The organism is Enterobacter sp. UPMP2052, assembly GCF_053709675.1.
In genome coordinates, this window is record NZ_JBSKJR010000001.1 from 473,995 (window position 1) to 498,831 (window position 24,837).

Annotated in this window: 22 protein-coding genes, 2 tRNA genes, 1 pseudogene and 1 other annotated feature; of the genes and pseudogenes, 11 read left to right on the forward strand and 14 right to left on the reverse strand. The window is 55.5% G+C overall.

Annotated features, from left to right (window positions below; genetic code table 11):
* Positions 1 to 32 precede the first annotated feature (32 nt).
* A complete protein-coding gene (gene ugd / locus ACWKX3_RS02110) occupies positions 33 to 1,199 on the forward strand; it encodes a UDP-glucose 6-dehydrogenase (protein ID WP_101737349.1) in 1,167 nt (388 codons plus the stop codon).
* 53 nt (positions 1,200 to 1,252) lie between these two features.
* On the opposite strand, the gene ACWKX3_RS02115 is transcribed toward ugd, so the two are convergent.
* Entirely contained in the window at positions 1,253 to 2,257 is a 1,005-nt protein-coding gene (locus ACWKX3_RS02115; RefSeq protein ID WP_442779799.1) for an NAD-dependent epimerase, read from the reverse strand.
* Positions 2,258 to 2,447: 190 nt separating this feature from the next.
* On the opposite strand from ACWKX3_RS02115, the gene wzzB reads away from it, so the two are divergent.
* The gene (wzzB, locus tag ACWKX3_RS02120) at positions 2,448 to 3,428 is read left to right on the forward strand and encodes an LPS O-antigen chain length determinant protein WzzB (protein ID WP_454541191.1); all 981 of its coding nucleotides are present in this window, start codon (positions 2,448 to 2,450) and stop codon (positions 3,426 to 3,428) included.
* 39 nt (positions 3,429 to 3,467) lie between these two features.
* On the opposite strand, the gene hisIE is transcribed toward wzzB, so the two are convergent.
* From hisIE to hisL, 9 genes are all read right to left on the reverse strand, one after another.
* A complete protein-coding gene (gene hisIE, locus ACWKX3_RS02125; protein ID WP_454541192.1) occupies positions 3,468 to 4,079 on the reverse strand; it encodes a bifunctional phosphoribosyl-AMP cyclohydrolase/phosphoribosyl-ATP diphosphatase HisIE in 612 nt (203 codons plus the stop codon).
* Positions 4,073 to 4,849, reverse strand: coding sequence for an imidazole glycerol phosphate synthase subunit HisF (gene hisF, locus ACWKX3_RS02130; protein WP_454541193.1), 777 nt, complete (start codon positions 4,847 to 4,849; stop codon positions 4,073 to 4,075). The genes hisIE and hisF overlap by 7 nt, the downstream gene beginning before the upstream one ends.
* On the reverse strand, positions 4,831 to 5,568 hold the full coding sequence (gene hisA / locus ACWKX3_RS02135) for a 1-(5-phosphoribosyl)-5-[(5-phosphoribosylamino)methylideneamino]imidazole-4-carboxamide isomerase (RefSeq protein WP_058610112.1): 738 nt from the start codon (positions 5,566 to 5,568) through the stop codon (positions 4,831 to 4,833). Before hisA ends, hisF begins: the two co-directional genes overlap by 19 nt.
* Positions 5,568 to 6,158, reverse strand: a complete 591-nt coding sequence (gene hisH, locus ACWKX3_RS02140; protein WP_088208157.1) for an imidazole glycerol phosphate synthase subunit HisH — start codon at positions 6,156 to 6,158, stop codon at positions 5,568 to 5,570. The genes hisA and hisH overlap by 1 nt, the downstream gene beginning before the upstream one ends.
* Entirely contained in the window at positions 6,158 to 7,225 is a 1,068-nt protein-coding gene (gene hisB / locus ACWKX3_RS02145) for a bifunctional histidinol-phosphatase/imidazoleglycerol-phosphate dehydratase HisB (RefSeq protein WP_006176276.1), read from the reverse strand. Before hisB ends, hisH begins: the two co-directional genes overlap by 1 nt.
* On the reverse strand, positions 7,222 to 8,283 hold the full coding sequence (hisC, locus tag ACWKX3_RS02150) for a histidinol-phosphate transaminase (protein ID WP_220710340.1): 1,062 nt from the start codon (positions 8,281 to 8,283) through the stop codon (positions 7,222 to 7,224). The genes hisB and hisC overlap by 4 nt, the downstream gene beginning before the upstream one ends.
* On the reverse strand, positions 8,280 to 9,584 hold the full coding sequence (gene hisD, locus ACWKX3_RS02155) for a histidinol dehydrogenase (RefSeq protein ID WP_454541194.1): 1,305 nt from the start codon (positions 9,582 to 9,584) through the stop codon (positions 8,280 to 8,282). Before hisD ends, hisC begins: the two co-directional genes overlap by 4 nt.
* A 5-nt stretch (positions 9,585 to 9,589) precedes the next feature.
* Positions 9,590 to 10,489 (reverse strand): ATP phosphoribosyltransferase, encoded by a 900-nt coding sequence (hisG, locus tag ACWKX3_RS02160; RefSeq protein ID WP_006176273.1) that lies wholly within the window; start codon positions 10,487 to 10,489, stop codon positions 9,590 to 9,592.
* Between the two features lie 35 nt (positions 10,490 to 10,524).
* Positions 10,525 to 10,648, reverse strand: a sequence feature (His leader region).
* Positions 10,624 to 10,674, reverse strand: coding sequence for a his operon leader peptide (gene hisL, locus ACWKX3_RS02165; protein WP_001364200.1), 51 nt, complete (start codon positions 10,672 to 10,674; stop codon positions 10,624 to 10,626). It overlaps the preceding feature by 25 nt.
* 175 nt (positions 10,675 to 10,849) lie before the next feature.
* On the opposite strand from hisL, the gene ACWKX3_RS02170 reads away from it, so the two are divergent.
* The 3 genes from ACWKX3_RS02170 to plaP all read left to right on the forward strand — a co-directional run bounded on the left by ACWKX3_RS02170 (position 10,850) and on the right by plaP (position 14,276).
* The gene (locus ACWKX3_RS02170) at positions 10,850 to 11,674 is read left to right on the forward strand and encodes an SDR family oxidoreductase (protein ID WP_058610117.1); all 825 of its coding nucleotides are present in this window, start codon (positions 10,850 to 10,852) and stop codon (positions 11,672 to 11,674) included.
* A 41-nt stretch (positions 11,675 to 11,715) separates the two neighbouring features.
* Positions 11,716 to 12,627: a LysR family transcriptional regulator gene (locus ACWKX3_RS02175; protein WP_454541195.1), complete on the forward strand. Its 912-nt coding sequence runs from the start codon at positions 11,716 to 11,718 to the stop codon at positions 12,625 to 12,627.
* 290 nt (positions 12,628 to 12,917) lie between these two features.
* Positions 12,918 to 14,276: a putrescine/proton symporter PlaP gene (gene plaP, locus ACWKX3_RS02180; protein WP_042320177.1), complete on the forward strand. Its 1,359-nt coding sequence runs from the start codon at positions 12,918 to 12,920 to the stop codon at positions 14,274 to 14,276.
* A 61-nt stretch (positions 14,277 to 14,337) separates the two neighbouring features.
* Here the strand turns inward: plaP and sbcB are convergent, their stop codons facing one another.
* Entirely contained in the window at positions 14,338 to 15,774 is a 1,437-nt protein-coding gene (sbcB, locus tag ACWKX3_RS02185; protein WP_454541196.1) for an exodeoxyribonuclease I, read from the reverse strand.
* 197 nt (positions 15,775 to 15,971) lie between these two features.
* On the opposite strand from sbcB, the gene dacD reads away from it, so the two are divergent.
* The 4 genes from dacD (at position 15,972) to ACWKX3_RS02205 (ending at position 19,386) form a co-directional block, all read left to right on the forward strand.
* Positions 15,972 to 17,138 carry a serine-type D-Ala-D-Ala carboxypeptidase DacD gene (gene dacD, locus ACWKX3_RS02190; RefSeq protein WP_454541197.1) on the forward strand — a complete coding sequence of 389 codons (1,167 nt, stop codon included), beginning with the start codon at positions 15,972 to 15,974 and terminating at the stop codon, positions 17,136 to 17,138.
* Positions 17,139 to 17,268: 130 nt separating this feature from the next.
* Entirely contained in the window at positions 17,269 to 17,742 is a 474-nt protein-coding gene (gene sbmC, locus ACWKX3_RS02195) for a DNA gyrase inhibitor SbmC (protein WP_137849306.1), read from the forward strand.
* A gap of 92 nt (positions 17,743 to 17,834) precedes the next feature.
* Positions 17,835 to 18,893, forward strand: coding sequence for an FUSC family protein (locus ACWKX3_RS02200; RefSeq protein WP_137272412.1), 1,059 nt, complete (start codon positions 17,835 to 17,837; stop codon positions 18,891 to 18,893).
* Positions 18,894 to 19,050: 157 nt separating this feature from the next.
* Positions 19,051 to 19,386: a DUF496 family protein gene (locus ACWKX3_RS02205; protein ID WP_006176265.1), complete on the forward strand. Its 336-nt coding sequence runs from the start codon at positions 19,051 to 19,053 to the stop codon at positions 19,384 to 19,386.
* Positions 19,387 to 19,541: 155 nt separating this feature from the next.
* Here ACWKX3_RS02205 and ACWKX3_RS02210 read toward each other — a convergent pair.
* Positions 19,542 to 19,617 (reverse strand) — tRNA-Asn (locus ACWKX3_RS02210).
* A 162-nt stretch (positions 19,618 to 19,779) separates the two neighbouring features.
* On the opposite strand from ACWKX3_RS02210, the pseudogene emmdR reads away from it, so the two are divergent.
* Together emmdR and ACWKX3_RS02220 are read left to right on the forward strand one after the other, a co-directional pair.
* Positions 19,780 to 21,287: pseudogene (emmdR, locus tag ACWKX3_RS02215) on the forward strand (multidrug efflux MATE transporter EmmdR).
* Between the two features lie 80 nt (positions 21,288 to 21,367).
* A tRNA-Asn gene (locus ACWKX3_RS02220) sits at positions 21,368 to 21,443 on the forward strand.
* Positions 21,444 to 21,537: 94 nt separating this feature from the next.
* Here ACWKX3_RS02220 and ACWKX3_RS02225 read toward each other — a convergent pair.
* Both ACWKX3_RS02225 and ACWKX3_RS02230 read right to left on the reverse strand, forming a co-directional pair.
* Complete coding sequence (locus ACWKX3_RS02225; RefSeq protein WP_454541198.1) at positions 21,538 to 23,310, reverse strand: aminopeptidase P family protein; 1,773 nt, start codon at positions 23,308 to 23,310, stop codon at positions 21,538 to 21,540.
* A gap of 18 nt (positions 23,311 to 23,328) precedes the next feature.
* Entirely contained in the window at positions 23,329 to 24,783 is a 1,455-nt protein-coding gene (locus tag ACWKX3_RS02230; protein ID WP_101737363.1) for an AMP nucleosidase, read from the reverse strand.
* Between the last annotated feature and the right edge of the window lie 54 nt (positions 24,784 to 24,837).

The following is a 24,837-nucleotide window of genomic DNA, read 5'->3' on the forward strand; positions in this document are numbered from 1 at the left end:
CACCAGACACTCAAACTGCAAGAAGTGAACGAATGAAAATAACAATCTCCGGAACCGGCTACGTTGGCCTATCAAACGGTATTCTGATTGCGCAGAACCACGAAGTGGTAGCGCTTGATATCGTCCAGTCTAAAGTGGACATGCTTAATCAGAAGAAGTCCCCGATTGTTGATACAGAGATCCAGGATTACCTGGCGAACAAACCGCTGAACTTCCGCGCCACCACGGACAAAGAGGATGCCTACCGCGACGCGGATTATGTCATCATCGCGACGCCAACGGATTACGATCCTAAAACGAACTATTTCAACACCTCTACCGTTGAAGCCGTTATCAAGGACGTCATCTCAATCAACCCTAACGCCGTGATGATCATCAAGTCGACCATTCCTGTCGGCTTTACCAAATCTATCAAAGAAGAGTTGGGTATTGATAATGTCTTCTTCTCGCCAGAGTTCCTGCGTGAGGGCAGGGCGTTATACGATAACCTGCACCCCTCCCGTATCGTGATTGGTGAGCGCTCTGAGCGTGCGGAGCGTTTTGCTGCGTTGCTCCAGGAAGGCGCAATCAAGAAGGATATCCCGGTTCTGTTTACGGACTCCACCGAAGCAGAAGCGATTAAGCTGTTCGCGAATACCTATCTGGCTATGCGCGTAGCGTACTTCAACGAGTTAGACAGCTATGCAGAGAGCCTGGGCCTGAATACGCGCCAGATTATCGAAGGCGTGTGCCTCGACCCGCGCATTGGCAACCACTACAACAACCCGTCGTTTGGCTATGGTGGCTACTGCTTGCCAAAAGATACCAAGCAGTTGCTGGCTAACTATCAGGCGGTGCCGAACAACCTGATCTCTGCCATCGTTGATGCCAACCGCACGCGTAAAGACTTCATCTCCGATTCGATCCTTGCGCGTCAGCCGAAGGTGGTGGGTGTCTATCGTCTGATCATGAAGAGCGGGTCTGATAACTTCCGCGCGTCTTCCATTCAGGGGATCATGAAGCGTATTAAGGCTAAAGGCGTTCAGGTTATTATCTATGAACCTGCGATGCAGGAAGATGAGTTCTTCCACTCACGCGTGATTCGCGATCTGGATGCCTTTAAGAAAGAAGCGGATGTGATTATCTCGAACCGTATGGCGGAAGAGTTGGCGGATGTAGAGGATAAGGTTTATACCCGCGATCTGTTCGGAAGCGACTGAGTTTTACTTTGTTGCCCAATAAAAAAACCGGCTATTACGCCGGGTTTTCTGTTTTAAACCTGATAGAAATTTCGGTACCAGTCGACAAAGTTCTTCACCCCATCTTTCACTGACGTCTGTGGTTTAAAACCAATTACCTCATACAGCGCCTGAGTATCGGCGCTGGTTTCCAGCACGTCACCCGGCTGGATTGGCATCATATTTTTCTCGGCCTCTTTCCCGAGCGCATCTTCCAGCGCGGTAATGTAATCCATCAGTTCAACAGGAGAGCTGTTGCCGATGTTATAGACGCGATACGGTGCAGAGCTGGTCGCTGGCGAACCGCTTTCAACGGTCCATTGCGCATTGGCTTGAGGGATAACGTCCTGCAGGCGGATGATGGCTTCGGCGATATCATCGATATAGGTGAAGTCTCGTTTCATCTTACCGTAGTTGTAAACATCAATCGGGTTACCTTCGATCATCGCTTTGGTAAATTTGAACAAGGCCATGTCCGGGCGTCCCCACGGGCCGTACACGGTAAAGAAGCGCAGGCCGGTCGTTGGCAGGTTGTACAAATGAGAGTAGGTATGCGACATCAGCTCATTGGCCTTTTTGGTTGCCGCGTACAGCGAAACAGGGTGATCCACTGAATCGTCCGTAGAGAAAGGCATCTTACGGTTGAGCCCATAAACGGAGCTGGAAGAGGCATAAAGCAGGTGTTGAACCTTATTGTGGCGACAGCCTTCCAGCACGTTAAGATGACCCACCAGGTTGGCATCCGCATAAGCATGGGGATTATCCAGCGAGTAGCGAACCCCTGCCTGAGCGGCCAGGTGGATCACACGGTCAAACTTCTCATCGGCGAAGAGCGCAGCCATTCCTTCACGGTCGGCTAAATCCAGTTTATGGAAAGAGAAATTGTCGGATTTGAGCAGATCCAGACGCGCCAGCTTAAGGTTAACGTCATAGTAGTCATTCAGGTTATCAATACCTACGACCTGATGGCCAGCATCCAGAAGTCGCTTGCTGACATGCGAACCGATAAAACCTGCTGCGCCCGTTACCAAAAATTTCATATCTTTCCTCGTTAACGCTTCGTTCTTGTTGATGCTCAGGGCACCAGAATGTGTCTATGATAACGCGTTGCTGGTAAGTTACATAACGCATCTTTACGATATAACTCATCGAATTCCTATAGAAAAATCCGCAGTAACAGATAAACTACATAAACATATTTTTTTTGCCCTTTTATCTGTTAGGGATTGTATGACGCAAAACAACAATAGCCTGGTCACGCGCAGTACGGACCCGGAGCAAATTGATTTACTTGATTTAGTGCTGCAACTTTGGCGCGGAAAGTGGGTAATCGGGGCATTTATCGCTGTTTTTATCGTTTTAGCTGGCGTATATATCACGGTCGCAAAAGAGAAATGGACCTCATCCGCCATCATTGCCCAGCCTGATGCGGCACAAATCGCCACGTACACTAATGCGTTGAATATCCTTTACGGCGGCGCAGCGCCGTCAATGCTCGATATTCAGACTCGCGCGATCGGTCGATTCAACTCCTCCTTCTCCGCGTTATCTCAGGCGCTTGAAAATCAGGACCAACCTGAAAAACTGACCATTGAGCCGACGGTTAAAGGGCAAGCCCTGCCTTTGACGGTAAGTTATGAGGGTGAGTCTGCGGAAGCCGCACAAAAGCAGCTAGCCCAGTACATTCAGCAGGTTGATGAGCAGACCGCAAAAGAGCTGACCGTCGACCTTAAAGACAACATCAAGCAGCAGATCACCACCCTGAACGACTCTCTGGAAAACCAGGAGAAGGTTTCTCAGGAGCAGAAAGATCTGCGCATCAAACAGATCTCTGAGGCGCTTAAAAACGCTGAAGCGGCGAAAATTACCACCCCGCAAATTCAGCAAACTCAGGATGTCACTCAGGAAACGATGTTCCTGCTGGGCAGCGAAGCGCTGAAATCCATGATTGATAACGAAGCCTCGCGTCCGCTGGTCTTCTCTGGTGCTTACTACCAGACTAAACAGAACTTGCTGGATATTCAGAACCTCAATGTGAATCCAGACAGCATTCACGTTTATCGCTACGTTATGAAGCCTAACCTGCCCGTCCGTCGCGATAGCCCGAAAAAAGCCATCACCCTGATCCTCGCCGTACTGCTTGGCGGGATTATCGGTTCAGCAGTAGTACTGGGCCGCAACGCGCTGCGAAACTACAAACCAAAAGCCTGATTCACAGGCAAAAAAAAGACCGGGTCTCCCCGGTCTTTTTTATTTATGTCTCTTGCGGAGATTCTCTATCACCGCCGTTAAATCCAGCTCTTGATCCTGTAGTAGGACCAGCAGGTGATACATCAAATCAGACGCCTCGTTGGTCAGCTCATCCCGGTCATGCACCGTCGCGGCCAGCGCGGTCTCAACGCCTTCTTCGCCCACCTTCTGCGCAATACGCTTGGTTCCGCTCGCGTAAAGCTTCGCCGTGTAGGAACTTTCAGGATCGGCCGTTTTACGCTCGGCGAGCAATTGCTCCAGCTGGTATAAGAACAACCACTGGTGGCTCGCTTCGCCGAAGCAGCTGCTGGTGCCTTTATGGCAGGTCGGGCCAATCGGGTTTACCAGCACCAGCAGCGTGTCGTTATCGCAGTCCGGCGTGATGCTGACAACATTGAGGAAATGACCGGAGGTTTCCCCTTTGGTCCACAGGCGCTGTTTTGTCCGTGAGAAAAAGGTCACTTTTCCGCTGTCGATGGTTTTCGCCAGCGCGTCCTTGTTCATATAGCCCAGCATCAACACTTCGCCTGATACGGCATGCTGCACAACTACGGGCAGTAAGCCATCCGTTTTTTCCCAGTCCAGCTGTTTCTGTTGTTGTTCTGTTAACATACCCTGATCTCCACGCCCTGAGCTGCCAGGTACGCTTTTAACTCACCAATATTGATAATCTGTTTGTGGAACACGGAGGCAGCCAGCGCGCCGTCGACGTTCGCCACGCGGAAGGCGTCCAGGAAGTGCTCCTGAGTTCCCGCGCCGCCGGAGGCAATCAGCGGGACGTTGCATACCGCACGCACCTTTTTGAGCTGCTCCAGATCGTAGCCGTTACGCACGCCGTCCTGGTTCATCATGTTGAGCACGATCTCGCCCGCGCCACGTCTCTGCACTTCTTCCACCCAGTCCAGCGTTTCCCATTGGGTGATGCGGGTCCGGCTTTCGTCACCGGTGTACTGGTTGACGTGATATTTGCCCGTTGCATCGTCGTACCAGGTGTCGATCCCTACCACAATACACTGCACGCCAAAGCGGTCAGCCAGGCGGGTAATGAGGTCCGGGTCAGCCAGAGCGGGGGAGTTGATTGAAATCTTGTCAGCGCCGAAAGAGAGAGTTTTGGCCGCATCGTCCGCGGATTTAATCCCGCCCGCCACGCAGAAGGGAATATCAATCACTTCCGCCACGCGTGCCACCCAGCTTTTGTCGACGACGCGTCCATCGCTGGAGGCGGTGATATCGTAAAAGACCAGTTCGTCTGCGCCTTCTTCGGCGTAGCGTTTTGCCAGCGGCACGATGTCGCCGATGATCTCGTGATTGCGGAACTGCACGCCTTTTACCACCTGGCCGTTACGCACGTCCAGGCAGGGGATTATCCGTTTTGCCAGCATTGAATTGCCTCCGTCACCGTAAACTTACCTTCCAGTAAAGCGCGTCCTACAATCACGCCCTGCACGCCGGTGCCGCGCAGGGCGGCAACGTCACCGATATCACCGATACCGCCAGAAGACTGGAACGCGACCTGCGGATAACGGGCGCAGACCTCTTCATATAACCCGACGTTGGAGCCTGCCAGCGTCCCGTCGCGGGAAATATCCGTACACAACACGTGCTTCAGGCCAACAGGGAGATATGTCTCGACCAGCGCCTCCAGCGTTACGCCGGAGTTTTCCTGCCAGCCGCTGACGGCAACCTGTTTATTGCCTTCTGCATCGATACGCACGTCCAGCGCCAGCACCAGCGCATCCGCGCCAAAGCGGCGGAACCAGCCTTTGACGGTTTCAGGATCTTTCACTGCGGTTGAACCCACCACCACGCGCGCCACGCCCGCGTCCAGCAAGGCCGCAACGTCCTCTTCCGTACGCACGCCGCCGCCAACCTGCACCGGGACAGCCACACCGGCGACCAGTTTCTTGAGCAAGGGTATCTGACGCTTGTCCGGATCTTTTGCGCCGGTCAGATCGACGAGGTGTAAAACTTCAGCCCCCTGGGTCGCATAATCCTGCAGGCGCGGCAGCGGGTCGTTACCGTAGTCGCGCTGCTGGCCGTAATCGCCCTGGTGGAGACGCACAACCGTGCCGTCAATCAAATCTAAAGCGGGAATAATCATCACATCTCCAGGAAGTTTTTCAGCAGCTGCGCGCCTGCAGCGCCGGAGCGCTCCGGATGAAACTGCACGCCAAAGAAGTTATCTTTTTGCACCGCGGCGGTGAACGCCTCGCCGTAGCTGCACTGGGCGATGGTGTACGTATTTACCGGCATGGCATAGCTGTGCACGAAGTAAAAGTACGCGCCGTCGTCGATACCGCGAAACAGCCGATCGCCCGCTTTTGGATAGACGCGGTTCCAGCCCATGTGCGGCAAGGGCAGACCGTGGTCGGTCATCTTAGGCACATCCTCTTCAATAATGCCCAGCAGGTCGACACCGTTCGACTCATCGCTGCGACGCCCGAGAAGCTGCATACCCAGGCAAATCCCCAGTACCGGCTGAGTACAGGCTTTGATCAGGTCCGCGAGTTCACGCTCGTGGATTTGGTCCATCGCCGCCTGCGCGGTCCCCACGCCCGGCAGGAAAAGTTTGTCTGCGCGTAACACCACTTCAGGATCGCGGCTGACCTGCGGCTCGTAGTCGTGGCGCATAATTGCCGATTTCACCGAGTTCAGGTTGGCGCATCCGGTATCCAGAATCACCACGTTCATTACAACACTCCTTTCGACGAGGGCAGTGCATCGCCGTCGACACGAATGGCCTGGCGCAGCGTGCGGCCAAAGGCTTTGAACAGGCTTTCCACGCGGTGATGGTCGTTCTTGCCTTTGGTTTTAAGGTGCAGCGTCAGACCCATGGTGTAGGTGAGCGAGCGGAAGAAGTGCTCAACCATCTCAGTGCTCAGATCGCCGACGCGCTGATAGGTAAAGTCTGCTTTATATTCCAGATGCGGGCGACCGGAGATATCCATCGCACAGCGCGCCAGACATTCGTCCATCGGCAGGACAAAACCAAAGCGATTAATGCCGCGCTTGTCACCCAGCGCCAGCTTCAGCGCTTCGCCCAGCGCCAGGCCGGTATCTTCCACGGTGTGGTGATCGTCGATGTACAGGTCACCTTTGACGGTGATTTCCATGCGAAAGCCGCCATGGGTCGCAATCTGATCCAGCATATGATCGAAGAAACCCACGCCGGTGTGGATCTTGCTGCCGCCTTCGCGATCGAGCCAGACCTTTACGTCAATCTGGGTTTCTTTGGTGTTGCGTTCCACGTGCGAGTAGCGGTCACGTTGGGTTAACTGCTCGCCAATCGTTGCCCAGTTGAGGCTGGCGCGGTCGTAGCGCAGCCCCGTAATACCCATGTTTTCGGCCAGTGTGATGTCGGTGATGCGGTCGCCGATCACATAGCTGTTGGCCTTATCCAGCGCCTCTTCGGCAAGATAACGTTCAACCAGCTTCACTTTAGGCTTACGGCAGTCGCATTCGTCGGCAGGCAGGTGCGGACAGATGAGTACTTCATCAAACGCCACGCCCTGCGAGGTCAGGATCTGCATCATCAGGTTATGCGGGCCATCAAAGTCTGCCTGCGGGAAGCTGTCGGTACCCAGACCGTCCTGGTTCGTGATCATCACCAGCTTAAAGCCCGCTTTTTGCAGCCGGAGCAGAACCGGGATGACGTCGGGTTCAAAAGCCAGCTTGTCGAAACGATCGACCTGAAAATCGGCAGGGGGTTCCGAGATAAGGGTCCCGTCTCGATCGATAAAGAGATACTTCTGGCTCATACTGTCTCCGCTTTCAGGGCGTCAATAACGCGCTGGCTCTCTTCACGGGTCCCCACGGTAATACGCAGGCAGCCGCTTAAGGAGGGTTGTTTGTTTTGGTCACGTAAGATAATGCCCTGATCCCATAAAGATTTAAATACGGCACTTGAGGCGGTAAAGCGGGCCAGGATGTAATTGGTTTCGGAGTCGAACACCTGCTCTACGCATGGAATAGCCTTCAGGGCCGTCATCAGGTACTGACGTTCTTCAAGGATCTGCGCCACGCGCTCACGCATGGCGTTGATGCCCTGCGGGGTCAGCGCCTGAGCGGCGATATCCGCCACCGGCGTAGAAAGCGGATAGGGGGCGATGACTTTCAGCAGCAGGTCGATCACCTCTTTGTTGGCCAGCGTAAAGCCGCAGCGCAGGCCGGCCAGGGCGAAGGCTTTCGACAGCGTACGCAGCACTACCAGGTGTGGATACTCTGCAAGCCAGCCGGCCAGCGTCGCCTGCGGGCAAAACTCAATGTAAGCTTCATCGGCCACCACCAGCGCTTTGCCGCGGGTCAACTCAAGCAGGGTGCGGATATCCTGAGGATTGATAATTTGCCCGGTTGGGTTATTGGGGCTGCAAACAAAGACCACCTTCACGCCCTCAAGATTATCGGCGATGCCCTGCAGATCCAACTGCCAGTCGTCCAGCGCCTGCACGTTGCGGCACGCCACGCCAAAGGTTTCCGCGCTTACGCTGTACATGCCGTAGGTAGGCTGACAAAACATCACCGCATCGTTGCCCGGCTCGCAGAAGGCGCGGATCAGCAGTTCAATCCCTTCATCGGCCCCGCGGCTGACCAGCACCTGCTCGGGCTTGACGCCTGCGTACTGAGCGTAGTTCTCAATCACCGCTTTGGGCTGACACTCCGGGTAGCGGTTCAGCGTCTGCTGAGACAGCTCGAAGGCGACCGCCGTCGGAAATTCGTTGGCGTTTAGCCAGACGTCACCTTTGCCGCCCAGACGACGCGCGGACTGATAGGGCGTCAGTCGACGGACATTTTCACGGGCTAAATCTTCAATGTTCATGCTTGCTCCTTCAGGGCGGCCACGCGTAGCGTAACGGCGTTTTTGTGGGCGGTCAGGCGCTCGGCGGCAGCCAGCGTCTCAATGGTCGAGGCCAGCGAGGCAAAGCCCTCGCGGGAAAGCTCCTGCACGGTCATACGTTTCTGAAAATCTGCCAGGCCGAGGCTGGAGCAGGTTGCGGTATAGCCGTACGTCGGCAGCACGTGGTTGGTTCCTGACGCATAATCACCCGCGGATTCCGGGGACCAGTCGCCGAGGAAGACCGAGCCGGCGCTGGTAATGCTGTCGACCAGCTCGCGCGCGTTGCGGGTCTGAACGATCAGGTGCTCAGGGCCGTACTGGTTAGAAATGGCAATACACTGTTCAACATCGCGGGCCACAATCAGGCGGCTGGCGGATAACGCCTGGCGGGCCGTTTCGGCGCGGGGCAGATCGGCAAGCTGGCGATCAACGGCTTCACCCACGCGTTTTGCCATATCGGCATCCGGCGTCAGCAAAATCACCTGCGAATCCGGGCCGTGTTCCGCCTGAGACAACAAGTCAGAGGCAACAAAATCCGGCGTGGCCCCGCTGTCGGCAATCACCAGCACTTCTGATGGACCCGCAGGCATATCAATGGCCGCGCCGTCGAAACGCTGGCTCACCTGACGCTTGGCTTCGGTGACGTACGCATTTCCTGGCCCGAAAATTTTATCGACCCGGGGAACGGATTGCGTACCAAACGCCAGGGCCGAGATGGCCTGCGCACCGCCCACTTTAAACACTTCCTGCACGCCGCAGAGCTTAGCGGCATACAGAATTTCATCGGCAATCGGAGGTGGGGAGCAGAGCACCACTTTCTGACAACCGGCGATACGCGCCGGGGTAGCCAGCATTAATACGGTGGAAAACAGCGGGGCGGAGCCGCCAGGAATATAGAGGCCAACCGAGGCAACCGGACGCGTAACCTGCTGGCAACGAACGCCTGGCAGCGTTTCTACGTCCACCGTCTGCAGTTTTTGCGCGGTGTGGAAGGTGTCGATGTTTTTTACCGCCACCGCCATCGCCTGTTTAATCTCGTCGCCGAGGCGCTTTTCCGCCTCGGCGATTTCCTGTTCGGTCACCTTTAACGCGCCAACCTCGGTTTTGTCGAACTTTGCGCTGTATTCGCGCAGCGCGTCGTCACCACGGGTTTTGACGTTGTTGAGGATCTCCGCGACGGTGCGGGTGATACCCTCAGAGGCAGAAATAGCCGGGCGCATCAGTAATTCACTTTGCTGCTCTTCAGTGCAGCTATTCCAGTCGATAATGGTATTAAAGCTCATGGCCGTTACTCCATCATCTTCTCAATGGGCAGCACCAGAATGGAGCTTGCCCCCAGCGCCTTGAGTTTTTCCATGGTTTCCCAGAACAGGGTTTCGCTGCTGACCATGTGCATGGCGACGCGTTGCTGATCCCCCGCCAGCGGCAGAATGGTTGGGCGTTCAGCGCCCGGCAGCAGAGCAATGACTTCATCCAGGCGTTCGGTTGGTGCATGCATCATGATGTATTTTGATTCTCGGGCCTGAATCACTCCCTGAATACGGGTTAACAGGCGGTCGATGAGCTGCTGCTTGGCATCGTCCATCTCGCCGTCACGCTGGATCAAGCAGGCTTTGGAGCGGTAAATCACTTCCACTTCACGCAGGCCGTTTGCTTCAAGGGTTGCGCCGGTAGAGACGAGGTCACAGATGGCGTCTGCCAGGCCCGCACGCGGGGCGACTTCAACGGAGCCATTCAGCAGGCAGGATTTAAACTGCACGCCTTTCTGGTCGAGGTAACGCTTGAGCAGGTGCGGGTAAGAGGTGGCGATACGTTTGCCATTAAGCGCGGCCGGGCCGTCCCAGGCTTCGTCCGCCGGTGTAGCCAGCGACAGGCGGCAACCACCGAAATCGAGGCGGCGGAGCGTGAAATAGCGTGGATCTTCGCCCTGCGCGCGGCGGGTCAGCAGTTCTTCCTCCAGCACGTTTTCACCAATGATACCGAGGTCAACCACGCCATCCATTACCAGCCCGGGAATATCGTCATCACGTACGCGCAGAATATCGATAGGCATATTTTCAGCCAGAGCAATCAGACGCTGGGTGTGTAAATTGATTTTAATTCCGCAGCGAGCCAGCAGTTCGCGTGAATCGTCGCTCAAACGGCCTGATTTTTGAATAGCTATGCGTAAACGTGAGTTATCTAACATTCTTTATTCCTCGTTAACCTGTCCGAATTTGGTCCAAAAAAAAGCCCCCGGAAGAGGATCTTCCGGGGGCTTTTTATTGCGTTCATGCACCACTGGAAGATCCAAACGTCTTCCAGCACACATCGCCTGAAAGACTAGTCAGGATGATGGTGATGATGGTGGTGTTTAAATTGAACGCGTGTCATGTAATTTCTCTATGAATGCTTATTCATGTAATGTCTTTTAACCTAAACCACTTATACGCTGCTTTGCAAGGGCTTTTTTTAATCATTAATTCATTTCATATTGATGCTATGAATTGTGTGATCAGCGGTGCTGGCGTAGCCTTAATAGAAACGTGAGTAAGCCTGGAGAATGGACATGAAAAAGGTCGCAATTGTCGGTTTAGGGTGGTTGGGAATGCCGCTGGCGATGTCATTAGCCGCGAAAGGCTGGCAGGTGACCGGCAGTAAAACCACGCTGGATGGGGTGGAAGCTGCCAGAATGTGCGGGATAGAGGGCGTCGAGTTGCGCCTTGAACCGGAGTTGATCTGTGATACCGATGATCTGGACGCCCTGATGAACGTCGACGCGCTGGTGATCACCTTACCGGCGCGCCGCAGTGGGCCTGGAGAGACCTTTTACCGCCAGGCGGTACAGGAGATTGTCGATAGCGCGCTCGCGCATCATATTCCGCGCATTCTGTTTACCAGCTCGACCTCCGTTTACGGGAACATCGACGGGACGGCGAAGGAGACCACAGAACGTCATCCTGTCACCGCCAGTGGTCAGGTGCTGAAGGAGCTGGAAGACTGGCTGCATAACCTGCCGGGCACCCAGGTCGATATTTTGCGCCTTGCCGGGCTGGTGGGGCCGGGACGTCACCCGGGCCGTTTCTTTGCCGGAAAATCAGCCCCGGACGGGCAGCAGGGCGTCAATCTGGTGCATCTTGATGACGTTATTGGCGCAATCGAACTGTTGTTACAGGCTCCAAAAGGCGGTCACATCTATAATATATGTGCGCCTTCTCATCCGGCGCGTCAGACATTTTATCCGCTCATGGCTCGCCAGCTTGGCCTGGCGCCCCCGGTCTTCAGCAGTGAAGGGGGAGAAGGGAAAGGCAAAATCATTGATGGCAACCGTATATGCCATGAACTGGGGTTTGAGTATCAGTACCCCGACCCGATGGTTATGCCCATGGAGTAATGCCATCAGCGGGGTTACTCGCACACCGCAAGGGGGCGAACATGAAACCGCTGCTGGATGTTCTCATTATTCTGGACGCGCTGGAAAAAGAGGGGAGCTTCGCTGCGGCGTCAGCGAAGCTCTTTAAAACGCCTTCTGCGCTGAGTTACACCGTTCACAAGCTGGAGAGCGATCTCAATATCCAGATTCTCGACCGCTCCGGTCACCGCGCGCGTTTTACCCGTACGGGGCAAATGCTGCTGGAGAAGGGGCGCGACGTGCTCCATACCGTTCGCGAGCTTGAAAAGCAGGCGATTAAACTGCATCAGGGCTGGGAAAATGAGCTGGTCATTGGCGTTGATGATACCTTTCCGTTTTCTCTTCTGAACCCGCTTATCGAAGCGTTCTATGAACGCCATAGCGTGACGCGGCTGGTATTTATAAACGGCGTGCTGGGCGGCTCCTGGGATGCGTTAACCCAGGGCAGGGCGGATATCATCGTCGGAGCGCTGCATGAACCTCCCCAGCTCAGCGATTTCGGTTTTGCCCGTCTGGGCGTGCTCGACCAGGTGTTTGTCGTCGCACCGCATCACCCGCTGGCGAACGAACCTGACCCCATCAACCGACGGGTGATTAAAGGATTCCGCGCTATCGTGGTTGGGGACAGCTCCCGTGCGGAGTGCGCTATATCGTCGCAGCTGCTGGACGAGCAGGAGGCAATCACCGTGTTTGATTTTAAAACCAAGCTCGAGCTGCAAATTAGCGGCCTGGGTTGCGGATACCTCCCGCGCTATCTCGCGCAGCGGTTTATCGAAAGCGGGGCGCTGGTTGAGAAGCAGGTTATCGCCCAAAACAGTAATGAGTCGGTGTGGGTTGGCTGGAATGAACAAACCGCCGGGCTGGCGAGCGCCTGGTGGCGGGATGAAATTTTAGCAAATAGTGCTATTGCTGCCGTTTACACTCAGCCTGAGTAAGGTAATTCAAGCAATTAGTTAAATTATTTTATTGATGGGTTTCTCAATCTATTGCCTTTTGCCTCTTGAATAGGGCAAAATGCCGCCGCTGCAAACAAATGAATAATCGACGATATAAAAGGCGTCGGTTATTTTTTTTTGCATGTACGAAACGAAACTAAAAACCAAGAGGCCGGGCTTCGTACCGGATAGATATTTACTAAAATCCGACAGTTGTTGTCGCTGAGGAATACAGAAAATGGGGCAATCATTCGCTTACGCGGCGGGTATCACCATTAAGGAGACATCCAATGTCGCATAATGCAACTCCAAACACCTCTCGCGTGGAATTACGTAAGACGCTTACGCTATTTCCGGTTGTTATGATGGGCCTTGCCTATATGCAACCAATGACGCTGTTCGATACATTTGGTATCGTTTCAGGCCTCACAGACGGTCACGTTCCGACGGCTTACGCCTTCGCGCTGATCGCGATCCTGTTTACCGCGCTGAGCTACGGTAAGCTGGTGCGTCGCTATCCGTCTGCCGGTTCCGCCTACACCTATGCCCAGAAATCCATTAGCCCGACCGTTGGCTTTATGGTGGGTTGGTCTTCGCTGCTCGACTATCTGTTCGCACCGATGATCAACATCTTACTGGCAAAAATTTATTTTGAAGCCCTGGTGCCATCGATACCTTCGTGGGTATTCGTGATTGCGCTGGTGGCCTTTATGACCGCTTTTAACCTGCGTAGCATCAAGTCTGTTGCCAACTTTAACTCTGTTATCGTGGTGCTTCAGGTAGTGCTGATTGCCGTTATTCTCGGTATGGTGATCTATGGCGTCTTCCACGGTGAAGGTGCGGGAACCCTGGCGAGCAGCAAACCGTTCTGGTCTGGTGATGCGCATGTCATTCCGATGATTACCGGGGCGACGATCCTGTGCTTCTCCTTTACCGGATTTGACGGCATCAGCAACCTGTCGGAAGAGACGAAAGACGCAGAGCGTGTTATTCCGCGCGCTATCTTCCTGACCGCGCTGATCGGTGGACTGATCTTTATCTTCGCCACCTATTTCCTGCAGCTGTACTTCCCGGATATCTCGCGCTTTAAGGATCCGGATGCGTCTCAGCCGGAAATCATGCTCTACGTGGCGGGTAAAGTGTTCCAGGTCGGGGCGCTGATTTTCTCTACCATCACCGTTCTGGCGTCGGGCATGGCTGCACATGCGGGCGTTGCGCGTCTGATGTACGTAATGGGCCGTGACGGCGTGTTCCCGAAAAGCTTCTTTGGCTATGTCCACCCGACATGGCGCACGCCAGCAATGAACATCATTCTGGTTGGGGCTATCGCGCTGTTAGCGATTAACTTCGACCTCGTGATGGCGACGGCGCTGATCAACTTCGGGGCACTGGTGGCGTTTACCTTTGTAAACCTCTCCGTGATTTCGCAGTTCTGGATCCGCGAGAAGCGTAACAAGACGCTGAAAGACCACTTCCAGTACCTGTTCCTGCCAATGTGCGGCGCGCTGACCGTGGGTGCGCTGTGGGTGAACCTGGAAGAGAGCTCAATGGTTCTGGGTCTGATTTGGGCGGCTATTGGTTTAATCTACCTGGCCTGCGTAACCAAAAGCTTCCGTAATCCCGTACCTCAGTACGAAGACGTTGCCTGATACGTAACCCATAAAAAAAACCGGAGACCATTGCCTCCGGTTTTTTTATGCCTGCATTTCCTCAGACAATTTCCTGCACATACTGATACAGCGCTTTCAGCTGCGCCTGTTTTTCAGCATCCCCGTTATAGTGGCTGTACAGCATCTCCAGCTCTTCTGCGTAGCGTTGCAGGAATTCCGGCGTGAAGATATTACGACGATGCTGCAACCAGCGTTCCTGCTCTGCCTCATCCAGCGTGCCAGGGTAATTACGCGCCCGATAGTTAAACATCAGTTTCTCGATGCGCTTGTCAGCGAAGGTAATATCCAGCGCCGGCAGATTACGCGGCTCGGTTTGCAAAACAATGTTCATTGCTGCACGGTCAGCATCGCTGAAGAAGCCGTTATAGAGCTGCGCATCCACGTTTTCAGACGGCACGAACGGCTCTGCCTCGGCAAAGATGGCGACGACTTTCTCGCGCACCTGCGGGTTATCGCGCAGCACTTTCAAATTATCCAGGCAGTGCTGGCGATTAATGCCCAGCCTGTCGGCGTCTTCCGGGCGCAGCGTATTGGCCTGTGCCAGCACCGGGCATTTATTAATATGCACCAGTTTCACCGGAACGGCGGGCACGTCACCCAACGCGTCTTTCGGGGTATACAGCCGTTCGCGCAATGTATCGCTGTTGAGTTCCAGCAGCGGAGAAATATCGCCCGCCAGATCGACCATAATGACCGCATTTCGGTTATCGGGATGCCATGCCAGCGGAGCGACCCAGCTGGTATTCCCCCGCCATGCGCCAAACATGCCGGAAATGTGGACCAGCGGTTTCATCTGCGGCACATCAATCAGGGTGATGAGTTTCTGCTTGCTGCGATGGCTCAGCAGATAGTCAAACAGACGCGGCTGCGCCGTTTTTACCAGCTTCGCCATGGCAATCGTGGCATAAACATCGGCCATGGCGTCGTGGGCATTGCTGTGTTCAATGCCGTTTGCGCGCGTCAGGTGTTCCAGCCTGAAGCTGGTTAACCCTTCTTCATTTTCTGGCCAGGTGATCCCCTCGGGGCGCAGCGCATGGCAGGCACGCATGATATCCAGTAAATCCCAGCGCGAGTTGCGATTCTGCCAGCTCCAGGCGTAGGGATCGTAGAAGTTGCGATAGAAGATATTGCGCGTCACTTCGTCATCGAAACGGATGTTGTTATAGCCCACCACGCAGGTATTCGGAACGGTGAAAAGGGCGTGAATACGGCGAGCAAATTCGGCCTCGTTAACCCCTTTGTCCCGCGCTTCCTGGGGCGTAATGCCGGTCACCATCACCGCGCCAGGCTGTGGCAGGTAGTCATCGGCGGGCTTGCAGTAAAAGACCTCCGGCTCGCCGATGATGTTGAAATCCTCATCGGTGCGGATGGCGGCGAACTGCGCCGGGCGGTCAAGCGCCGGGTGCGTGCCGAAGGTTTCGTAGTCGTGGAATAAAAAAGTAGGGCGCGCGTCAGAGTCAGACACCAGTGATACCATCCTGTTAAAAATTGACGTCTCTATGGTAAACGATCGCAGGGGAGAGGCCGAATAAAAAGCGCCGTCAGGGATGAAATTTGCGAGCGGGCCTGAGGAAAAATATGCTCTCTGTCACATTTTTTTGCAATTAAGGCAAGTAACGACATCAGAACTCCCGTAAAAAGGTCAACGATTTTTAATGACCTGAGGATATACCGTTGAAACGCCGTCTGTTTATTGCTGTTTCTTTGCTCGCTTCGAGCATTTCATCTGCGCTGGCTGCCGATCCGCTGGATTTTTCGCCGCAGCCTCCCGCCATTCAGGCCGGGTCCTGGGTATTGATGGATTACACCACGGGTCAGATTTTAACGGCAGGCAATGAACACCAGCAGCGCAACCCGGCGAGCCTGACCAAGCTGATGACGGGATATGTCGTCGATCGCGCCATTGATAGCCATCGTATTACGCCTGATGACATCGTTACCGTGGGCCGTGACGCGTGGGCGAAGGGTAACCCGGTGTTTGACGGCTCCTCGCTGATGTTCCTGAAACCCGGTGATCGCGTCACGGTGCGTGACTTAAGCCGCGGGCTGATCGTGGATTCCGGTAACGACGCCTGCGTCGCGCTGGCGGATCACGTCGCGGGCGGTCAGCCGCAGTTCGTGAACATGATGAACGACTACGTGCAAAAGCTAAACCTGCGCGATACCCACTTCGAAACGGTGCATGGGCTGGATGCCCCCGGCCAGCACAGCTCAGCGTACGACCTTGCCGTGCTTTCCCGGGCCATCATTCACGGCGAGCCTGAGTTCTACCATATGTACAGCGAAAAGAGCCTGACCTGGAACGGCATTACCCAGCAGAATCGTAACGGCCTGCTGTGGGATAAAACCATGAACGTCGACGGCCTGAAAACAGGGCATACGTCCGGAGCAGGCTTTAACCTGATCGCCTCGGCGGTGGACGGTCAGCGCCGTCTTATTGCGGTCATCATGGGGGCCGACAGCCCAAAAGGGCGTGAAGATCAGGCGCGTAAATTGCTGCACTGGGGCCAGCAAAATTTCGATACGGTGCAGATCCTGCATAACGGAAAAAAAGTCGGGACCGAGCGCATCTGGTACGGAGATAAAGAGCAGGTGGAGCTGGGAACGGATCAGGATTTCTGGCTGGCCCTGCCGAAGACGGAAGTGCCTAACATCAAGGCCAAATACGTCCTGGACAAAAAAGAGCTGGAGGCTCCGCTTGCGGCCCATCAGCGGGTAGGGGAGATCCAACTGTACGATCGTGACAAAGTGGTGGCCCACTGGCCATTAGTAACGCTGGAGCCGGTGAATAAAGGCGGATTCTTCTCCCGTTTAGGGGATTACCTGCACCACACGCTTTAACCCCACACCGAACGTCCCCCGGGCAGACTGGCAGGGTTGCGAGTCTGCTCGCATAATAAACACTCCGTGTTTGTCGAAAACAGGCCATTTGCTTTACAGTGTATGAATATACAGTGAAACCGGAGGCGGCATGGACTACAGCATCACGCAGCAGCAGAAACGTAAAATCGCGGGCTTTCACCTGGTGGGGCCATGGGAGAAAACCGTTAAGCAGGGCTTTGAGCAGTTAGGCATGTGGGTCGAGGGGCGTCAAATCCAGCCGCTCGAGTGGGTGGCCGTGTACTATGACAATCCGGACGAAGTCCCGGCGGAAAAACTGCGATGCGACACGGCCGTTACGGTGCCGGAGGCGTTCGTCATTCCTGACAACAGTGAAGGGGTGATGCTGACCGAAATCGCCGCCGGGGACTACGCGGTGGCAAGCGCCCGCGTTGAGGAGCATGATTTCGCGACGCCCTGGTACCAGTTCTTCAATTCTCTTTTGCAGGATCGTCACTACCAAATTGCACCCAAACCCTGTTTTGAACGTTACCTGAACGATGGCAACGCGGATGGCTACTGGGACATCGAAATGTATGTCCCGGTAGAGCACAAGGCGGGTTGACCCAGTAAACGCAGGGTTTTTTCAGCCGGGGGCGTTTCGCCCGGCTGAAAACACAGTACAATCGCGGTTTGCCGTTTAGCTGGAGAGCGGGTGTGCGTCCCGACAAATCTTTAACGCCTTTTGAAATTCGCTTGTACAAACATTACCGCGTGGTGCATGGCCTTCGTATCGCGCTGGCGTTTATTCTGACCTTTGTGCTGGTGCGTTTGTTGGATGTTCCGGAAGGGACATGGCCGCTGATTACGCTGGTGGTTATCATGGGGCCTATCTCCTTCTGGGGGAACGTGGTACCACGCGCGTTTGAACGTATTGGCGGCACGGTTCTTGGTTCTGCGCTGGGACTTATCGCGCTCAAACTGGAGCTGATCTCCTTCCCCGTTATGCTGCTGTGGTGTGCCGCGGCGATGTTTCTTTGCGGCTGGCTGGCGTTGGGGAAAAAACCATATCAGGCACTGCTAATCGGTATAACCCTTTCGGTGGTTGTCGGTGCGCCGGCAGGTGACATGACGACCGCACTGTGGCGAAGCGGAGATGTCATCCTCGGGTCACTTCTGGCTATGCTGTTTACCGGTATCTGGCCGCAGCGCGCCTTTCTTCACTGGCGTATCCAGATGGCCAACTACGTTACCGCGTTCAACCGGGTGTATCAGGCGGGGTTTTCCCCCAACCTGGTCGAGCGTCCGCGTCTGGAAAAACATCTGCAAAAAATCCTGAATGACGTGGTTAAGATGCGCGGCCTGATTACGCCTGCCAGCAAAGAAACCCATATTCAGAAAGCCATTTTCGAAGCTATCCAGACGGTGAGCCGCAACCTGGTGTGCATGCTCGAACTGCAAATCAATGCCCACTGGGCGTCGCGTCCCAGCCATCTGCTGATGCTCAACGCACACACACTGAGAGAGACGCAGCAGATGACCCAGCAAACGCTGCTCACCATCGCTCATGCGCTTTACGAAGGGAATCCGCAGCCGATTCTGGCGAACAGCGAGCGCCTGAATGAGATCGTGGCCGAGCTGAAGGTGCTGATGAACGAGCGGCAGGGGGACAACGTGGCAGAAACGCCGATTCATGGCTATGTCTGGCTCAGCATGGAACTGGCGCGGCAGCTGGAGTTGCTCTCGCATCTTATCTGCCGGGCACTGCGCAAATAAAAAGCAGCCATCGCCATATGCGATGCCTGCTGCTTCGATTCAGCATCAATTGGGGTTATGATAGTCTTAAACGATATACTCATTGTCATTCGCCGTCGCTGTCTGTTACAACGGTGGCATTAACGAATCCGACTCTCACATTATCAGGGGTGTAAAAATGGAAACTACCAAGCCTTCGTTCCAGGATGTTCTGGAATTCGTCCGCCTGTTCCGCCGCAAAAACAAACTGCAGCGTGAAATCCAGGACGTTGAGAAGAAGATCCGTGACAACCAAAAACGCGTACTGCTGCTGGACAACCTGAGCGACTACATCAAGCCAGGCATGAGCGTGGAAGCCATTCAGGGCATCATCGCCAGCATGAAAAGCGATTACGAAGACCGTGTTGATGACTACATCATCAAAAATGCTGAGATCTCAAAAGAACGTCGTGAGATCTCTAAAAAGCTGAAAGCGATGGGTGAAATGAAAAACCCTGAAGTTAAAAGCGAGTAATCCCTGACAGGTGTTAAAAAGGCTCTCTGGTGACAGAGGGCCTTTTTTATTTCCCCTGTGCATGGGGTGATGCCCGGTGGCGCGATGCTTACCCGACAATGTAACCGAACGCAGAAAAGCAAAAAGCCTGCTTTAAAAGCAGGCTTTTCAGAATGTGGCTCCTCTGACTGGACTCGAACCAGTGACATACGGATTAACAGTCCGCCGTTCTACCGACTGAACTACAGAGGAATCGTTGTGGAGGCACATATTAACGGCGAAAAAACTTTTGTCAAACCTGTTCTTTGCAAACCGCGGTTGATTGCTGATTCTGTCGTCAGTTAGTTGTAAATTCAAACAAATTTTTTATGGAAAATACTTTGCAGGATAGCCTTTTCTGCCTCATCATTTGAAATGGAGTTTCAACTTTCTCGCTAAGGTCCATTTTGAACGTCACCGCCCCCCTACGCCAGGCGATCATGCGTACGCCATGGTATGCAAAACGTAAAAGTTATCGTGTTCTGTTCTGGCGAGAAATCACCCCCCTTGCCGTTCCCATTTTCCTGGAAAATACCTGCGTTCTGCTGATGGGCGTGCTGAGCACCTTCCTGGTGAGCTGGTTAGGCAAAGAGGCGATGGCAGGGGTCGGCCTGGCAGACAGCTTCAATATGGTGGTGATGTCCTTTTTTGCCGCTATCGATCTGGGTACCACGGTTGTCGTGGCCTTCAGCCTCGGCAAGCTCGATCCGAAGCGCGCCCGCGAGGCGGCCCGGCAGTCGCTGATGATCATGACCCTGTTTTCGATAATTCTGGCGGCGGTGATCCACTATTACGGCAAGGAAATTATCGATATCGTCGCAGGCGAGGCGACAAACGAGGTTAAGGAGCTCGCGCTCACCTACCTGGAAATGACGGTCTTAAGCTACCCGGCTGCCGCTATCGCCTTAATCGGCAGCGGTGCGCTGCGCGGGGCGGGCAACACCAAAATTCCGCTGCTGATCAATGGCGGGATGAACATCCTGAATATCATCATCAGTAGCGTACTTATCTACGGGATTTTCTCCTGGGACGGGCTGGGCTTCGTCGGTGCCGGACTGGGGCTGACGATTTCACGCTATATCGGCGCGGCGGCGATCGTCGGTGTGCTGATGACCGGCATTACGCCGTCGCTGCGCCTGACGCTCAAAAGCTATTTTCGTCCGCTCAATTTCGCCATTATCTGGGAAGTGATGGGGATTGGGATCCCGGCCAGCATCGAGTCGGTGCTGTTCAACGGCGGTAAGTTGCTGACCCAGATGTTTGTTGCGGGCATGGGCACCGATGTGATCGCCGGTAACTTTATCGCGTTCTCCATCGCCTCGCTCATTAACCTGCCGGGTAACGCCCTGGGCTCCGCGTCGACCATCATTACCGGGAAACGGCTCGGAAAAGGGCAAATTGCGCAGGCGGAACGGCAGCTGCGACACGTTTTTTGGCTCTCTACCATCGGCCTGACGGCGATAGCCTGGGGGACCGCGCCTTTCGCCGGACTCATGGCCTCGTTTTACACCCATGAAAATGATGTCAAAGAGGTCGTGAAGATCCTGATTTGGCTCAACGCCGCGTTTATGCCTATCTGGGCGGCATCCTGGGTGCTGCCCGCCGGGCTGAAAGGCGCACGCGATGCCCGCTTTGCGATGTGGGTCTCGATGCTCGGGATGTGGGGCTGTCGCGTGGTGGCGGGTTACACGCTCGGGATTGTGCTCGGCATGGGCGTGGTCGGCGTCTGGCTGGGGATGTTCCTCGACTGGGCGGTGCGCGGCGCGCTGTTTTACTGGCGGATGGTAAGCGGGCGCTGGTTGTGGAAATACCCGCGCAAAAAAGCAGAGCGTGCTCTCTCAGAGCCTGAAGAACGTCTGACAAATGCACGAAGTGGAGAATAAATCGGCAAACGATCGGAAATCTGCATTCTGCCTTTGACATCATCGGGGAGCATCGATAATATGCGCCCCGTTCACACGATTCCTCTGTAGTTCAGTCGGTAGAACGGCGGACTGTTAATCCGTATGTCACTGGTTCGAGTCCAGTCAGAGGAGCCAAATTTAAAAAGCCTGCTTTTAAAGCAGGCTTTTTGCTTTTCTGCGCTCGGTGATATCGTCGGGTAAGCGTCGCGCCACCGGGCAACAAACCGCGCTAGCGGTTCACCCGAATCGGTGCTGTTGCTTCAAACAGCCACGGTCGTGCATCACTCTCCACGAGCGGGGAGAGCGCCTCCCGAACCTGCTGGTGATACTCATCCAGCCACTCTTTCTCCTGCTCGGTTAACAACTGCAGTTCAACCTGGTTCAGGTCAATCGGGATCAGCGTCAGCGAGGCAAATTGACAGAAACCCGGACGGCTTTCTGTGATTTCCACCTGATTCTCAATGCGTATCCCATGGCTTTCAGCCAGATAGTACCCTGGCTCAATGGTCATAATGTTGCCCGCCACCAGCGGCCACGGGTTGACCTTTTTCGCGATACGGTGCGGGTTTTCATGGATCAACAACTGGTGCCCCACGCCGTGCCCGGTCCCGTGATCGTAATCCAGCCCCATTTCCCACAGCGGACGGCGCGCAAATGCATCCAGCTGGTGCCCGTGGCTGCCGGATGGGAATTGCAGCGTCATCAGCGATAAAAAGCCTCTGAGTACGGCGGTATAGTGCAGGCGCTGTTGCGGCTCCACGTTGCCCCATGCCAGGGTGCGCGTGGCGTCTGTAGTGCCGTTGTGGTACTGACCGCCGGAATCATTCAGATAAAAATGGTTATGGCCAATCGGCTTGTTGCTGGCTTCGCTCGCGTGGTAATGGCACATCGCCGCGTTGCTGGCGGAGGCTGAGATCGTCGCAAAGCTCGGCTCAACAAACCCCGGCTGCTGCTTGCGAAAAGCGAGTTGCTTTGCCTGAACTTCCCGTTCGGTCAGCGGTTGGCCGCACGCGGCGCGCTCAGGCACTTCGCGGCTCAGCCAGGCCAGGAAGTTCACCCACGCCGCACCGTCCTGATGATGACACTCCCGATATCCCGCCAGCTCAATCGGGTTTTTATGGGCTTTCATCAGGGTGATAGGATCGGTCAGCCAGATAATCTCTCCCTGCGGCTCGATGGCGTAACGCAGGGCGACCGGAGCGGTGTCAGGGTCGACGATGACCCGCTTGCCCTGAGCGAGCTGCTGGCAGCGATCGATAAAGGTATCCTGCGGTGAAACGCTAAACGCGTCACGTACCGGGGCCGGTAATCCGCTGAGCTTAACGTCATCGACAAACCACTCAACCGAGCCGTCACGGCTCTGCAGGGCAAACGACAGCGGAACCGGGCTGGTCGGAATGTCGGACCCGCGGACGTTCAGCAGCCAGGCGATGTTATCCGGCAAGGTCACCGCCAGATAATCGGCCTCGTTGTCGGCAAGAACAGCTGCGACGCGCTGGCGTTTGTCGGCGCTGCTTTCGCCGCTGACCGCCAGCGGCATCTCGCGGATTGGCCCTGCGGGGGCGGCAGGGCGGTCGGTCCAGAGCGTATCGAACGGCGAGCTGCTCAGCGGCACCAGCTCACACGCGGTGGCCGACAGTTGAGTAACGTCTGCGTGGGTCATCAGCATCGCCTCAAACCCGATGCGTGTGCCCGCAGCCACGTTTTCCGCCAGCCACCCGGCCAGCGGTTCGTTGTGCAGGTGGTGGATCTCCACCTCGTCCATATTGACCTGAACCCGCGCCTGCACCTGATAACGGCCATCAACGAACAGCAGCGCTCTGTCTTTCAACACCAGCGCCAGCCCGGCGGAACCGTCGAAGCCCGTCAGCCAGGCCAGCTTTTCATCGTAGGGCGCGCAGTATTCGCTTTGCCAGGCATCGGCGCGCGGGACGATCATCCCGTCGAGATGGTTTTCCTGTAGCCACTGCCGCAGGGCAGAGAGCGGAGAGGGTGTGTGCATGGTTTTTCCTTATCGTTCTTAGCGGAACGGCGGTTCGTTGAAAGTGCGCAGCTTACGGGAGTGCAGCTTATCGCCTTCCGCACGCAGCAAATCGATGGCACGGATGCCGATTTGCAAATGCTCCGAAATCGCCCCTTCGTAGAAACGGTTGGCCTGGCCCGGGAGCTTGATTTCACCATGCAGAGGTTTATCCGAGACGCACAGCAGCGTGCCGTAAGGCACGCGGAAGCGGTATCCCTGCGCGGCAATGGTGGCGCTCTCCATATCGATGGCGACCGCACGGCTCAGGTTAAAACGCAGCGCAGAGGCGGAGTAGCGCAGCTCCCAGTTGCGATCGTCGGTGGTGACCACCGTCCCGGTGCGCAGGCGCTGCTTCACCTCTTCGCCCGGCATGCCGCTCACCTCTTTAGTCGCGTCGTATAGCGCGCGCTGAACCTCGGCAATGCTCGGGATCGGGATATCCGGCGGCAGCACTGCGTCAAGCACGTGGTCGTCACGCAGATACGCATGGGCGAGCACATAGTCCCCAATCAGCTGGCTTTCACGCAGGCCGCCGCAGTGGCCGATCATCAGCCAGACGTCCGGGCGAAGCACTGCCAGGTGATCGCAGATCGTTTTCGCGTTGGACGGCCCCACGCCAATGTTAATCAGCGTAATGCCCTGGCCGTCAGCCGTGATCAGGTGCCAGGCAGGCATCTGGTGCTTTTTCCACGCCAGGTCTGAAATGGCCTGCTCCGGCGCTTCGGTTTCGGCGGTGATCCAGATACCGCCCGCGCAGGAGAGGGCGATGTACGGGCTGTCGGGGTCGAGGATCTGGCTACAGCCCCAGCGGACAAACTCGTCAACGTAGCGGGTGTAGTTGGTGAACAGCACGAAAGGCTGGAAATGCTCTGCGGGCGTGCCGGTGTAGTGACGCAGGCGCGCCAGCGAGAAATCGACGCGGCGGGCATCGAAATGCGACAGCGGGGAAAACTCGGCGGGGTGATAGATCCCGTCAGCCGTCTCGTCGCCAATCTGAGATAGCTCAGTCGTCGGGAAGTGGCGCGTCAGCCCCGCGCTCATGGATCGGTCAAGCGTCAGCTCGGAGCCGTCGATCACGTACGGATAGGGGATCTCATGCCGCGACGGTTCCACCGAAATGTGCGCGCCGTAATCCTGATACAGCAGCGTAAGCTGTTCTTCCAGGTAGGGGCGAAACAGCCCCGGGCGGGTGACGGTTGTGCTGTAACAACCGGCGTGGGTAAAGCGGGCGTAAGCGCGAGTTTTCGGGGTGGAGCTGGCGCTACCGTCCCAGGTCACGGAGATCGATGGATAAACAAAAAGGCCCTCACTTCTGGCCTTTTCGTCGGGCAGTTTGCCGCTTTCAATATAGTCGCTAATGGCGCTGCGCAGCGCGTTAACGGATTGCTCATACAGCGCGTCGAGTGTGTCCAGCGCCTGAGCCGGGGTCAGGCTGGAGCCCTTATTATGCATGTCTGTCTCCTTGTTCCACAGGTGTGCGGCATTCACCGATAGTATGTCACACGA